The 13,847-nt window shown below is 49.6% G+C and carries 11 protein-coding genes and 1 riboswitch; of the genes, 2 read left to right on the top strand and 9 right to left on the bottom strand.

The genetic code is table 11. The annotated features are described in order from the left end of the window. Positions 1–10 precede the first annotated feature (10 nt). The 4 genes from HPY27_RS30100 to HPY27_RS10350 form a co-directional block, all read right to left on the bottom strand. Positions 11–232 (bottom strand): hypothetical protein, encoded by a 222-nt coding sequence (locus HPY27_RS30100; protein WP_254612868.1) that lies wholly within the window; start codon positions 230–232, stop codon positions 11–13. A gap of 291 nt (positions 233–523) precedes the next feature. Then, complete coding sequence (purD, locus tag HPY27_RS10360) at positions 524–1,801, bottom strand: phosphoribosylamine--glycine ligase (RefSeq protein ID WP_106834482.1); 1,278 nt, start codon at positions 1,799–1,801, stop codon at positions 524–526. A gap of 79 nt (positions 1,802–1,880) precedes the next feature. Continuing rightward, on the bottom strand, positions 1,881–3,431 hold the full coding sequence (purH, locus tag HPY27_RS10355; RefSeq protein ID WP_174224926.1) for a bifunctional phosphoribosylaminoimidazolecarboxamide formyltransferase/IMP cyclohydrolase: 1,551 nt from the start codon (positions 3,429–3,431) through the stop codon (positions 1,881–1,883). A gap of 181 nt (positions 3,432–3,612) precedes the next feature. After that, positions 3,613–3,990 carry a hypothetical protein gene (locus tag HPY27_RS10350; protein ID WP_017249716.1) on the bottom strand — a complete coding sequence of 126 codons (378 nt, stop codon included), beginning with the start codon at positions 3,988–3,990 and terminating at the stop codon, positions 3,613–3,615. A 170-nt stretch (positions 3,991–4,160) separates the two neighbouring features. On the opposite strand from HPY27_RS10350, the gene HPY27_RS10345 reads away from it, so the two are divergent. Next, positions 4,161–6,275 (top strand): EAL domain-containing protein, encoded by a 2,115-nt coding sequence (locus tag HPY27_RS10345; RefSeq protein WP_174224925.1) that lies wholly within the window; start codon positions 4,161–4,163, stop codon positions 6,273–6,275. 119 nt (positions 6,276–6,394) lie between these two features. Next, positions 6,395–6,563: riboswitch (M-box (ykoK) riboswitch) on the top strand. Between the two features lie 293 nt (positions 6,564–6,856). After that, positions 6,857–7,792, top strand: coding sequence for a magnesium transporter CorA family protein (locus HPY27_RS10340; protein WP_017249714.1), 936 nt, complete (start codon positions 6,857–6,859; stop codon positions 7,790–7,792). 60 nt (positions 7,793–7,852) lie between these two features. On the opposite strand, the gene purN is transcribed toward HPY27_RS10340, so the two are convergent. The 5 genes from purN to purQ are packed head-to-tail and all read right to left on the bottom strand — an operon-like array spanning position 7,853 to position 13,845. After that, entirely contained in the window at positions 7,853–8,461 is a 609-nt protein-coding gene (gene purN / locus HPY27_RS10335) for a phosphoribosylglycinamide formyltransferase (protein WP_017249713.1), read from the bottom strand. Next, a complete protein-coding gene (purM, locus tag HPY27_RS10330) occupies positions 8,455–9,495 on the bottom strand; it encodes a phosphoribosylformylglycinamidine cyclo-ligase (RefSeq protein WP_017249712.1) in 1,041 nt (346 codons plus the stop codon). Before purM ends, purN begins: the two co-directional genes overlap by 7 nt. A gap of 30 nt (positions 9,496–9,525) precedes the next feature. After that, positions 9,526–10,944 carry an amidophosphoribosyltransferase gene (gene purF / locus HPY27_RS10325; protein ID WP_017249711.1) on the bottom strand — a complete coding sequence of 473 codons (1,419 nt, stop codon included), beginning with the start codon at positions 10,942–10,944 and terminating at the stop codon, positions 9,526–9,528. After that, positions 10,929–13,172, bottom strand: coding sequence for a phosphoribosylformylglycinamidine synthase subunit PurL (purL, locus tag HPY27_RS10320; RefSeq protein ID WP_174224924.1), 2,244 nt, complete (start codon positions 13,170–13,172; stop codon positions 10,929–10,931). The genes purF and purL overlap by 16 nt, the downstream gene beginning before the upstream one ends. Then, positions 13,153–13,845 (bottom strand): phosphoribosylformylglycinamidine synthase subunit PurQ, encoded by a 693-nt coding sequence (gene purQ, locus HPY27_RS10315; protein WP_017249709.1) that lies wholly within the window; start codon positions 13,843–13,845, stop codon positions 13,153–13,155. Before purQ ends, purL begins: the two co-directional genes overlap by 20 nt. Positions 13,846–13,847: the final 2 nt, after the last annotated feature.

The raw sequence follows: 13,847 nt of genomic DNA, 5'->3' as shown, positions 1-13,847 counted from the left end.
TGCATACTCATCAACAATTAAAGCAATTTTCTTCGAACAAGTAATATTCGTTATTTTCCAAGTACTTATCTAACTCAGCACTCAATTTTTTGGAATTATCTGTACCCTCTTCTGACAACATGTTTATATACTGTTCAATTTCATTTCGCTGAATATAGCCGTCATTCTCATCGCTCGTTTTTGCAAAAATACCACTAGCATTTCCAAATAACAATGCGATGACCATAAACACCGTTATCCACCTTTGATTCTTAAACATAAATTCAGTTGATACTACATATTGTAGCAATCAACCTTCCGCCCCCTTCAATAAATATTTTTGGTAAATATTACATATATTACCATAAACATTTATACTACATTCACTATCTTCGGTAAATAGATTCTATAACTTTTGGAAAATTAAGTTATTTAATTCAAGGATTTGAATAAATAAAAGTGAATGCTAACGTGAACTCACTTATCTTTCAAAAAAAACTGTTCCCTAGTAGAATTTCCCACTAAGGAACAGTTTCTTTTGCTGTTACGACTTTTGCTGATACTTCATCGCTCGTGCCGCAATATCCGTGCGGTACTGCGCCCCATCAAACGAGATCCCTTGGACCTTCGCATACGCTGTCTCACGCGCTTGCGCCAAATCCGCTCCGGTTGCCACGACGCCAAGCACACGGCCACCGCTCGTAACGATGCCTTCCTCGGTTGCCTTCGTACCTGCGTGAAACACCGTAGCTCCCTCGTTTGCCTGACCCAGTCCCTGAATCAACGCACCCTTTGGATATTCTCCCGGATAACCCGGAGCTGCCATGACGACACAGACAGCACTTCCTTTTTGCCATGTCACATCAACTGCATCAAGCTCACCATTGATCGTTCCGACAAAAATATCGAGCAAATCTGTTTCGAGCAACGGCAAGAGCACCTGTGTCTCTGGATCGCCAAAACGCGCATTGAATTCCACGACTTTCGGGCCTTGCTCCGTAATCATCAGACCTGTGTAGAGAATGCCTTTGAACGGAATCCCATCCTTGGCCATCCCTGACGCCATCGGCTGGACAATCGTTTTGACGATCTCGTCTACCAGCTCAGCAGACATTTGCGGTACCGGGGCGTATGTTCCCATGCCGCCTGTATTGGGGCCTCGGTCATCATTGAAGATTCGCTTATGATCCTGAGAAGTAATCATCGGCTTAACTGTCTCTCCATCGACGAAAGACAGCAGCGACAGCTCTTCGCCGAACATGCACTCCTCAATGACCACGCGCGCTCCCGCTTCACCAAAGACGCTTTCCTGCATGATCTGACGGAGTGCCTCTTCCGCTTCCTCCACTGTTTCTGCGACAACGACCCCTTTCCCCGCTGCCAAGCCGTCCGCTTTGACAACGATAGGAGCTCCCTGCTCTCTCACGTACGCACTCGCGGATTCGTAATCCAGGAACGATTCATAGGCAGACGTCGGAATCTCGTAGCGTTTCATTAAATTTTTCGCAAAAGACTTGCTGCCCTCGATCATTGCCGCTTTTTGGTTCGGGCCATAGATCGGCAGATTGCGCTCCTGGAAAAATTCCACAATCCCCGCCAGCAAAGGATCTTCCGGGCCAACGACTGTCAGATCAATTCCCTCATCTTTGACGAATTGAGCCAGTGCAGCAAAATCGAAAACGCCAATCGGCACGTTTTGTGCGATTTGGGCAGTGCCCCCATTTCCTGGCGCACAGTATACCTTTGTCACTTTAGAGCTCTGCAACAGCTTCCAGGCAATCGTGTGTTCTCGACCGCCACCGCCGATCACTAATATTTTCATCGTATTTCCTCCTGTGTGAGAGGTAATCCACTCGTAAGTACGTGATAAAAAAGCGAACGTTACTCCCAAATAGCCTCTTTTAGTGCTTGAAATGACGAGTGCCGGTAAAGATCATCGTAATGCCCGCTCGGTTGCAAGCATCAATCGATTCTTGGTCGCGAATGGAGCCGCCTGGCTGGATGATAGCGGTAATCCCTGCTTTGGCTGCCGCTTCCACGGTATCTCCCATCGGGAAAAAGGCATCCGAAGCCATAACCGCGCCACTTGCCAATGCACCTGCTTGCTCGATGGCGATTTTCGCTGCCCCAACGCGGTTCATCTGACCTGCACCCACGCCGATGGTCATATTGTCTTTTGCCAAGAGAATCGCATTCGATTTGACGTGCTTGACGACTTTCCAGGCGAATTTCAGCTGTGCCAGCTCCTCTTCCGAAGGCTTACGGTCTGTGACCACTTGAATCTCGCTTTCTTCGAGCTGCTTGTAGTCGAAGTCTTGAATGAGTGCCCCGCCTGCAACAGGAGCCACGCGGAACAGATTGTCCACTTTTTTGGCTGGTTCATTCAGCGCAGGAATACGCAAGAGACGCAGGTTCTTTTTCTCAGCCAGAACAGCCAACGCCTCTTCGGTGAAGTCTGGTGCAATGATAATTTCCAGGAAAATCTCTTTCATCGCGAGTGCCGTGTCACGGTCAATCGAGCGGTTTGCAGCCACGATCCCACCGAAAATAGAGACAGGGTCTGCTTCGTACGCTTTTTGGTAAGCGGCGCGAATATCAGTACCGATCCCTACTCCACAAGGGTTGGAGTGTTTGATCGCAACGACAGCAGGTTCAGCGAATTCGCGTACAATCGCCAACGCTGCATCTGCGTCATTGATGTTGTTATAGGAAAGCTCTTTTCCTTGCAGTTGAGTAGCATTCCCGATGCTCAACTGATCCGATAACGGCTCACGGTAAAATGCCGCACGTTGATGTGGATTTTCCCCATAGCGCAAATCCTGTGCTTTCTCGTAAGTCACCGTGTAGCTCTCAGGCAACAGTTCGCCCACCTGCTCACTCAAATAGCGAGAGATCAAGGCATCATAGGCAGCCGTATGACGGAATACTTTTGCAGCTAGCTTGCGACGGGTTTCTAGCGTAGTATCGCCATTTGCCTCAATTTCTTCTGCTACTTTTTCGTAATCGGCTGCATCGACTACGACACTGACGAACGCGTGATTCTTCGCAGCAGAGCGCAGCATCGTTGGTCCACCAATATCAATATTCTCAATGGCATCTTCATATGTCACGTCTGGCTTCGCTATCGTTTCCTTGAAAGGATAAAGATTCACGACAACCAGATCAATGGTTTCAATCCCAAGGTCTTTTAGTTGCTGCACATGTGCTTCACTGTCCCTTACAGCCAAGAGGCCGCTGTGGATATTGGGATGCAACGTTTTGACGCGACCGTCCAGAATTTCTGGAAATCCAGTCACTTCAGAAATGCCAATGACGGGAACTCCCTCTGCTTTTAAGAGAGAAGCCGTACCCCCGGTAGAAATGATCTGTACCCCGGCTGCTACCAATCGACGGGCAAACGGAATCAATCCTGTCTTGTCAGAAACGCTGATCAACGCTTTTTTCACACTCACGGATAGAACCTCCTGAATTTTAGTGAAAACATGGGTAACTATTGAACAAAACACGAACAATACTTATATATTATAAAATAATTGTACGCTATTATCAACAACTTCGTCAGGAAAACAAACGCAGCCGCCCATGCCTGTTCGGCACTTGCGACTGCATACACCTGCATTTGCTTTGATAAAGTTATCGTTTTTTCTTGCCTTTGCCTGATAGCTTTTTAATGCGACCTGACAGTGAGACTGATTTGCTTTTGGCATTCGCCCTGATTGGCTTGATCGGCTTCTTCGACTTGCGGCTCTTCGCCTTTACTTCTTTGGGCATTAAGTTCCCTAACTCTTCCATAGAGATGGATTCGCCGTCCTTTACACGATCCCTGACGCGCTCTTTCGTCTCCTCTGGCACTTCGAATCCCATGTTTCCCAACTCATCGAGCAGTGCATCTACATTGGCTCCGCCCTTCGGCATTTTTTCCGCTAGCTTCATAATATCGTTAAGCGTCCATTGCCGCCCTGTTTTTTGGCTTAGCTTATCGAGCAAGTTCGAAACAAAATCTCCGCTCAAGTCGGCCCCTCCCTTTGTGGGAATATCCCTCTCTTACTGTATGTCACAAGAGTTGATTTGGTTTGTCATGATTCGCGGAGGAAGGAACGCTGTCCAAATATTGACAATGATTTTCAGTTTCATATAACATTTAAATGATACCAACAAAATCCAACAGTCCGGGGGCCCATATGAACTTTATTCGAAATTCTCTGTTTTCTCCGCCTGTTGACGGTTCTTTGGGTGGCTTGTCGTCCTCTACCCTACATGAAACCCTTTTACAACCAATCTTGGAGCATATGGAAGCAGGGGTGACTGTTTACGGGCTTGACGGCAATGTCCTTTTTTTCAACAAAGCTGCCAAACACTTCGGCATGTCCGAAGCGATAAATCTGCACGAGCAAACATACGGCTCTTCTGCCTTTTATCATCCAGACGGCATTACTCCTGTAGCTTTTGGGGAGTTGCCGTCTGTTCGAGTATTACGCGGGGAAATCGTCAATGGCCAGGAATTATGGACACAACCGAGCGGAAAAGCCGTTTCGATTCTCGTAGCCAATGGGAAGCTCCTCACCCAAGCATCTGGTGAACCTGTTGGTGCCCTGATCGTTACACACGATATTACGGAGCGTAAATGGGCTGAGCAACGGCTGGAGGTTAGCGAGCAGCGCTACAAATCACTGTTTGAGCACAACCCGGACATCGTGTGCTGGCTGGATCTAGCAGGCAAGTTCTTGAATCTGAATCCGGCGTTTGAAGTCGTCACTGGCTACAGCCTGAACGATCTTCGCAACCAGTCCTTTCAACAGTTACTGGACAGAGAAGGCGTCAAGCGCGTCCTCTCCATGTCACGTCATACACAAAAAGGCGTATCCGATAATTACGATCTGTCTGTGCTCCATAAAAATGGAACGCGCATTGAGCTAAACGCCACCGTCGTCCCTATTGTCGTAAACGAGACCAATGTCGGCTATTTTGTCATTGCCAAAGATATTACCAAGCGCAAAGAAACCGAGAGAATGATTCACTACCTTGCCTACCATGATACACTGACAGGCCTGCCCAATCGCTCCTTATTCCAAAGCAAGCTGGAAGATTCGCTACTCCATGCCTCTCACCAAGCACAACCGCTTGCGATCCTGTTTCTGGACTTGGATCGCTTCAAATACATTAACGATACACTCGGCCATTCCACCGGGGATCATCTGCTTACGCAAGTTGCCGAGCGCTTGCGAGACAGCGTCGGTCCTCATGACACCGTTTGCCGTCTAGGCGGGGACGAATTTACCATCATCCTGCCAGGAATGGCTTACGATGAAGCGATGCATTTTGCTGAAAAGCTCATGCAAAAGCTCATCTCGCCGATCTTTTTGGGCAACCAAAGCTTCGTGGTCACTACCAGTATGGGCATCAGTCTCTTCCCTCAAGATGGAACTGACGCTGAAACCTTGATAAAAAATGCGGACACCGCGATGTACCAAGCCAAGGAACACGGCAGAAACAACTATCAGTTTTTTTGCCCCGAACTGAATATTGCTCTCGCCAAAAAAATGATGCTGGAAGCCGGTCTTCGAACCGCATTGGATCACAACGAGTTTCAGCTACATTACCAGCCGCAGTACGATCATGAAAAGATTGTCGGCCTGGAAGCCTTGATTCGTTGGCAGCATCCTGCATACGGAATTGTGTCCCCTCTTGATTTCATTCCCCTAGCCGAGGAAACGGGCTTGATCATCCCAATCGGTCAATGGGTGCTGGAAAAGGCCTGCCAACAATGCGTGGAATGGCAGCAGCAAGGCTTGCCACCTGTACGTCTCGCCGTGAACTTGTCCATGCGCCAGTTGCAAGACAAGCATCTGGTGACTATGGTCCAGCAAACGTTGCAGAAGACAGGTCTCGCCCCTGCTTACCTTGAGCTTGAAATTACCGAGAGCATCGCCATGCATCGACTCGATACAGTCATCCCGCGTCTTCAGGCACTTCAAGACATGGGGATCCATATTTCCATCGATGATTTCGGAACAGGCTATAGCTCGTTAAGTTGCTTGCAGTCGCTCCCGATCAACTCTTTGAAAATCGATCAGTCTTTCATGCGTAACATGTCCACCAACACGTCCATCGTGTCCGCGATTGCTGCCATGGCACATAGCTTGAGTCTTACGCTAGTAGCCGAGGGCGTGGAGACAGAAGCGCAGCTGGAATTTTTACGCTCACTTGGCTGCAGCACTTTCCAAGGATATTTTTTCAGCAAACCTATTTCAGCAACCGAATGTGAGTGGTTGTTGGCAAACCTCGCAGCAAAATAGGGTGAGTCGGTCATAGTTAGAAGCCGACACCGTATGAAAGGACATGAATAACATGCATGTAGGACGAGAAAACATGATTGACAAATATTAGTGACAGGAATACGATGACAAAGTCAATCATTCATCCTCGTTAGGTGAGGCTCCTATACAAACATAGGCCACTGCCCGGAAATATCGAAAGATGCCAATGGGTAGAACAGGAACTGCCGAACTAAGGCTTTTCTTAAGGTGGCTAAGGAATGTTTCCTTTACGTTGTATAGTGCCAAAGCTCTGGTAGGGGGAGAAAAAGTGGTGTTATTTTGTGCACTTTTCTAACCCTCTAGATTCCCGCTAGAGGGTTTTTATTTTGAAAGGGGGGAACGTTTTAATGGACAGTAGTCCAAGGTACCGAATGAATAACTGCAATCAAGATTGTGTACGGAGAATTTTCCGGCCTTGTGGCGCTGCGGCATGTTCCCCATACCTTATTTGACATTTTCCCTTTTTATGGGACGAGTGTATGTAAGTATCTTTATGTAGACATGCTTGCGCAACATGGTCGTATCCCTCCGATCCTTATTTGCGAAAGGATGAGAAAACCATGTTGAACATTTACAAAACGAATACCATGGGAAAAATAGAAGAACTGCATCAATTTGAAAAAGGCTGCTGGATCCATCTGACCGATCCTTCTGAGCAAGAAAAACAACAAGTCGTCAGGGAGTTGTCGATTGATCTTCATTTTTTGCAGGATGCCCTTGATGACGAAGAAATCGGACGGATCGACAAGGAAGGAAACCGCGTGAAGCTCTACGTGGACATCCCGATCTCCACGAAGGAAGCGACGAAGGACCACTATACGACGGTTCCGTTGGGAATTATGGTGATGGAAGATTATATCTTAACCGTTTGCCTAGTAGAAACGGCTGTCATGAATGAGTTCGTCAAAGGGAAAGTGAAAAACTTTCACACGCACATGCGAAACCGGTTCGTCCTGCAAATTTTATCGAATACTTCGCATGATTATTTGCATTACTTGAAAAAAATCAACAAGCAGACAGAAACGATGGAAAAATCGTTGCGACAATCGACGAAAAACAATGAACTGCTTACCTTGCTAGAATTGCAGAAAAGCCTCGTTTATTTTTCGACGTCCCTGGAAACGAACAGTCTGTTGATCTCCCTGCTTCGGAGCGGCAGTTATTTGAAAATGTACGAAGAAGATAAGGAACTGCTGGAAGAAGTAAAAATCGAAACCAAGCAGGCCATCAAAATGACGGAAATCTATACCGCCATTTTAGGGAACATCATGAATGGCTTTGGCTCCGTCATCTCCAACAATCTGAATCGCGTAGTGAAGCTGTTGACCGCCATTACCATCGTCATCACCTTACCTATGGTGATCGGCACCTTTTATGGCATGAACGTCCCGCTTCCTTTACAGGATCATCCGCACGCATTCACGATCATTATGGTCATGTCCACTGCTATTACGTCCGTAACAGCCCTCCTGTTTTGGAGAAAGAAGTATTTCTAAAACAGATGACCAAAAAACCGACATCATAAAAGGATGTCGGTTTCTTCTTTATCTCTCGATTTACGTCAGCTGGACAAGCCTTCCTTCCAGCTTCACTCTCTCTTCTGCTAAATAGCCAATGACCTTTACCAAAAGCTCATGCTCCACGGCATGGATACGAGCCGCCAAAGTCTCAGCCGTATCTGCATCTTGCACCGCTACGGGGATCTGGGCAATGATCGGCCCTGTATCCAGACCGGCATCAACCAGATGTACCGTTACCCCCGTTATCTTTACCCCGTATGCGAGTGCCTGACCAATCGCGTCTTTTCCTGGGAAAGCAGGCAAAAGCGACGGATGCAAATTGATGATTTTTCCTTCGTAGTCAGACAAAAGAGTGTCGCCCACCAACCGCATGTAGCCTGCCAGCACAACCAGCGATATATCGCGTTTTTGGAGCTGCGCCACTATTTCCTGCTCAAACGCAGCCTTGTCTGCATACTCCTTCGGTTGAAAAACAAAGGTGTCGATCCCTAAACGCTCTGCCCGTTCCAAAACCTTGGCGCCAGGCTTGTCGCACACGAGCAAGGCAACTTCTACACCTGGGAGCTTGCCGTCCTGTACAGCCTGCACGATCGCTTCAAAGTTGGAGCCGCTGCCTGAGGCGAAAATGGCCAGCTTTCTCACCATTCCACCCCGTTGTATACGACTTTGCGCTCTCCCGCTTGAATATGTCCGATCAAATACGCCTGTTCTCCCAGCTCTTGCAGCTTTTCCATCACACTCACTGCGTCTTCTGGCTTCACGACAAGCATCATGCCAACGCCCATGTTGAACGTTTTGTACATATCCGGATATGAAATGTTACCCGCATCCTGTACCAGCTCGAAGATCGGCAGCACCGGCCAGGAACCAACGTTGATCACAGCCTGCATTCCTTCTGGAAGCACGCGTGGAATGTTTTCAGTAAAGCCGCCGCCTGTGATGTGTGCCAGAGCTTTCACTTCATGTGACTCAAGAACGGATAGCACTTGCTTCACGTAAATGCGGGTCGGTGTCAGCAGCTCTTCGCCGAGCTTTTTGCCTAATACGTCAACATGATCATGCAGGGACATGCCTTTGTCTGCCAAAAGAACCTTGCGAACGAGCGAGAAACCGTTGCTGTGCACGCCGCTGGAAGCCAGACCAATCAGTACATCGCCTGCCGCCACGGACGCTCCCGTAATCATTTTGCTCTCGTCCACGACACCTACGGTGAAGCCTGCGATGTCGTATTCGCCTTCTGCGTACATGCCAGGCATCTCGGCAGTCTCCCCACCAATCAGCGAGCAGCCGGACTGGGAGCAGCCTTCCGCGATCCCTTTGACAATCGCTTCGATTTTTTCCGGAATGACCTTATCTACTGCCAGATAATCGAGGAAAAAGAGCGGCTCTGCCCCTTGAACCACTACGTCATTGACGCACATAGCGACAGCATCGATGCCGATTGTATCGTGTTTGTCCATGGCAAAAGCGAGCTTCAGCTTGGTTCCTACTCCATCTGTGCCAGAAACGAGAATCGGTTTCTCGTATTTTTTGGTATCCAGGCGAAACAGCGCTCCGAACCCGCCCAAATCCGTCATAACTTCCGGGCGGAATGTTCGTTTGACGTGCTTTTTCATGCGTTCGACGGCTTCGTTGCCCGCGTCGATGTCTACACCAGCTTGTTTATATGCTTCACTCATCGTTTCTCCCCCTAGCAAGAGGTGCTTGTATTAGCATTTGAGCGCAGGAAGCGCTTCTTCGAATTCAATCTCAGTCGGATATTCTCCGTTAAAGCATGCGAGGCAGTGTCCTCTATTAGGAGCCGAATCGGTGCGGCCAATCGCATCGATCATTCCTTCAACAGACAAGAACGACAGCGAATCTGCCTCAATGATTTGACGAATTTCCTCTACGGATTTGGTCGATGCAATCAGTTCCTCACGCGACGAGGTGTCGATGCCATAAAAGCAAGAATTCATAACAGGCGGAGAGCTGATACGCACATGCACTTCTTTGGCGCCAGCCTCACGCAGCATGCGAACGATCCGATTACTCGTCGTACCACGAACAATGGAGTCGTCAATCATAACTACGCGCTTGCCTTCCACTACCTTGCGAACCGCAGACAGCTTGAGATAGACAGCACGCTCGCGCAGCTCCTGACTCGGCTGAATGAAGGTACGTCCGACATAGCGGTTTTTGATCAAGCCGATTTCGTACGGAATTCCTGTCGCTTCCGCAAATCCGATAGCAGCAGAGATACTCGAATCCGGTACACCTGTGACGACATCCGCATCAATCGCGGATTCCAATGCCAGTTGCTTGCCCAGACGTTTGCGCGCCATGTGGACATTGATTCCGTCGATGTCACTGTCTGGTCTGGCAAAATAAATGTATTCAAACGTACAAATCGAACGTTGTGTCGTTTCGGTAAACTTGCTTTCGGTAATGCCATCCTTGTCGATGACGATCAGCTCACCCGGTTGCACGTCACGCCAATATTGGGCGCCAATGATATCGAACGCACAAGTCTCGGACGCGACAGTGATCGCATCTCCGAGTCGTCCCAATGACAGCGGACGCAAGCCATTCGGATCGAGGGCGATCACGAGCTGATTCTCGTTCATGACGAGAAGGGCATACGCTCCCTTAATGTATTGCAGGGCGTCCTTTACCGCTCCCGGCAAATCCTTGCACTCAGAGCGGGCGATTAGATGTGCGATCACTTCTGTGTCACTGGTCGTCTGGAAAATGGAGCCTTTTGCTTCCAGCTCTTTTCTAAGCACGGCGGCATTCACGAGATTTCCGTTGTGGGCAACAGCCATACTGCCTTGCGCATAGCGGAAAAAGAGCGGTTGGGCATTTTCAATCTTGCTCGAACCAGCAGTCGTATAACGGGTATGACCAATCGCGATATGACCGCTGAACTTCTCCAGATCGCCCTTGCCAAAAGCCTCTGACACAAGACCCATTCCGCGGTGCTTATACCATTTCTCGCCGTCGGAGGCGCAGATACCTGCGCTCTCCTGACCGCGATGTTGAAGGGCGTGCAGACCCAGATAGGTCAATTGGGATGCTTCTTTGTGGTTGTAGATGCCAAAGACGCCGCATTCTTCGTTCAATTTGTCCCAGATTAGCCGATCAAACATGGAATCGCATCCTTCCAGGCTGCTTTCACCTCTTGAGTCGAAGCGTTGATCGCTTCTGTACCGTTCACGTTTACTACCAGACGATTGCCGCCGACCGTACCGATGTTTTCAGCAGGTACGCCATGTTCACCTGCCAATGCGAGAATCGCCGCTGCTTTCTCCCCAGAAGCACTGAGCAAGATGCGAGATTGAGATTCACTGAACAAGAGCACGTCAGTACGCAGCTCGGACGTAAGAGCCACCTGCGCACCGAAGCCTTTGCCGAAGCAAGATTCAGCCAGCGCAACACCCAGACCGCCTTCGGACAGATCGTGTGCGGAGTTCACCAGACCTTGGCGAATCGCTGTGAGAACCAGCTTTTGTACTGCCGCTTCCTTAGTCAGATCGATTTGTGGAGGACGTCCGGAAATGCTGCCGGTAGCCATCTTTTGATACTCACTACCGCCCAACTCAGCGAAGGTCTCACCCAACAGGATGATCGCGTCGCCTTCATTTTTGAAATCCTGCGTCGTAATATGGTCAACATCAGTGATCAAGCCGACCATTCCCACCGTTGGGGTTGGATAGATCGCGTCACCGCTGCGCTCATTGTAAAAGGATACGTTTCCGCCGATGACCGGAGCATCGAGTGCTACGCACGCTTCGCTCATGCCCTCGCACGATTTTTCAAATTGCCAGAACACCTCAGGCTTTTCCGGGCTTCCGAAGTTCAAGCAGTCCGTAATCGCCAGCGGTTCTGCACCGGAGCAGACGACGTTGCGCGCAGATTCTGCAACCGCAATGGCACCGCCCACTTTTGGATCGAGGTATACATAGCGACCGTTGCAATCCGTACTCATGGCAAGAGCCTTGCGAGTACCGCGCACCATGACAACAGCAGCGTCAGAACCAGGCTTTACAGCTGTGTTTGCACGCACGATGTGATCGTATTGCTCATATACCCACGCTTTATTCGCCACTGTTGGCTGAGCCAGCAAGCTTTTCAGCGTAACATTCAGATCTTTCGGTTCACTGATTCCAGCCACTGCATCTACATTCGCGTTTGCTTCATAGTAAGCTGGCACCGCAGATGGACGATGGTAAACAGGCGCATCATCTGCCAAGCTGTCTACTGGCACTTCGGCTACTACTTCACCTTGATGCAATAGGCGCAGCTTGCTGTCTGCCGTTACTTTTCCAACTACCGCGGACGCCAGACCCCATTTGTCAAAAATCGCGATCGCTTCTGCCTCTTTACCTTTTTCCACGACGACGAGCATACGCTCCTGCGATTCAGACAGCATCATTTCGTATGCAGACATGCCAGATTCACGCTGTGGCACCAGGTCCAGATTCATTTCGATACCATTGCCCGCCTTAGACGCCATCTCGGAGCTGGAGCTGGTCAAACCAGCCGCTCCCATGTCCTGAATGCCGACAACGATACCCGTGTCGATCAACTCCAGGCACGCTTCCAGCAGGAGCTTTTCCATGAATGGATCGCCGACTTGTACCGCCGGGCGTTTTTTCTCCGACTCTTCGGTGAGCTCCTCAGACGCAAAGGTCGCCCCGTGAATACCGTCGCGCCCTGTGCTGGAACCAACGTAGATAACAGGGTTGCCGATACCGGACGCTACCCCTTTTTGAATCTTTTCGTGGTCGATCAAGCCGACGCACATAGCGTTGACAAGCGGATTGCCTTCATACGTAGGGTCGAAATTCACTTCGCCACCCACAGTCGGAATCCCGATGCAGTTCCCGTAGCCTGCGATACCTGCAACGACGTTTTCGAACAAATATTTGACACGAGGAGACTTGAGCTCCCCGAATCGAAGCGAGTTGAGCAGCGCAATCGGACGCGCGCCCATCGAGAATACGTCACGGATAATACCGCCCACGCCAGTCGCAGCCCCTTGGTACGGCTCGATCGCAGATGGGTGGTTATGGCTTTCGATTTTGAAAACAACCGCCTGATTGTCACCGATGTCGACAATACCCGCACCTTCCCCTGGTCCTTGCAAAACGCGAGGTCCTTTTGTCGGGAAACGACGCAGGACAGGCTTGGAGTTCTTGTAGGAGCAGTGCTCCGACCACATGACACTGTAGAGACCAGTCTCGGTCCAGTTCGGCTTGCGGCCGAGAATTTCTACGACACGCTGATATTCTTCGTCAGTCAGACCGATTTCTTTGTATAGTTTTTGATCGGCAATTTGTTCGGCTGTCGGTTCTTTATGCGTGAGTTGTGACACTGTTCTGCTCCCTCCAAGTCTTCAGGATCGAAGTAAACATGCGGCGTCCGTCATCGGAAGTCATCCATGAGTGGACGGCACGCTCCGGGTGAGGCATCATGCCAAGTACGTTTCCACGTTCGTTGCAAATGCCTGCGATATCTTCCAGTGAGCCATTCGGATTCTCGCCATGATAGCGGAAAACGATCTGCTTGTTCGCTTTTAGCTTCGCCAGCGTTTCTTCATCACAGTAGTAGTTTCCTTCGCCGTGTGCGATCGGAATTTGGATGACTTCCCCTGCCGCGAAATCACGGGTAAAGGAGGTATCGTTGTTTTCCACACGCAATTCGGACAGCTTGCAACGGAATTTCAGTGAACGGTTGCGCAAGAGTGCTCCTGGCAACAGCCCGACCTCGGTCAGGATCTGGAAGCCGTTGCAGATTCCCATGATCAGCTTGCCTTCTTCTGCTGCCTTCACCACTTGCTCCATGACGGGTGAAAAACGAGCGACTGCACCACAGCGCAGATAATCTCCATAAGAGAATCCGCCTGGCAAGAGAATCGCATCATATTTAGAAAGATCCGTATCGGAATGCCATACGTAATCCACTGGCACTCCCATTACATCTTCAACTGCGTTAAACAAATCAATGTCGGCATTCGAGCCTGGAAAGACAATAACGGCTACTCGCATGT

The sequence above is a fragment of the Brevibacillus sp. HB1.1 genome (assembly GCF_013332445.1).
GTDB lineage: Bacteria > Bacillota > Bacilli > Brevibacillales > Brevibacillaceae > Brevibacillus > Brevibacillus porteri.
The sequence above is the reverse complement of the archived record's forward strand: the minus strand, read 5'-3'. Positions and strand labels throughout refer to the sequence as shown.

Coding starts and splice junctions, on each gene's coding strand:
- purD (WP_106834482.1), bottom strand. CDS start 1,801: ATGAAAATATTAGTGATCGGCGGTGGCGGTCGAGAACACACGATTGCC.
- HPY27_RS10345 (WP_174224925.1), top strand. CDS start 4,161: ATGAACTTTATTCGAAATTCTCTGTTTTCTCCGCCTGTTGACGGTTCT.
- HPY27_RS10340 (WP_017249714.1), top strand. CDS start 6,857: ATGTTGAACATTTACAAAACGAATACCATGGGAAAAATAGAAGAACTG.
- purN (WP_017249713.1), bottom strand. CDS start 8,461: ATGGTGAGAAAGCTGGCCATTTTCGCCTCAGGCAGCGGCTCCAACTTT.
- purM (WP_017249712.1), bottom strand. CDS start 9,495: ATGAGTGAAGCATATAAACAAGCTGGTGTAGACATCGACGCGGGCAAC.
- purF (WP_017249711.1), bottom strand. CDS start 10,944: ATGTTTGATCGGCTAATCTGGGACAAATTGAACGAAGAATGCGGCGTC.
- purQ (WP_017249709.1), bottom strand. CDS start 13,845: ATGCGAGTAGCCGTTATTGTCTTTCCAGGCTCGAATGCCGACATTGAT.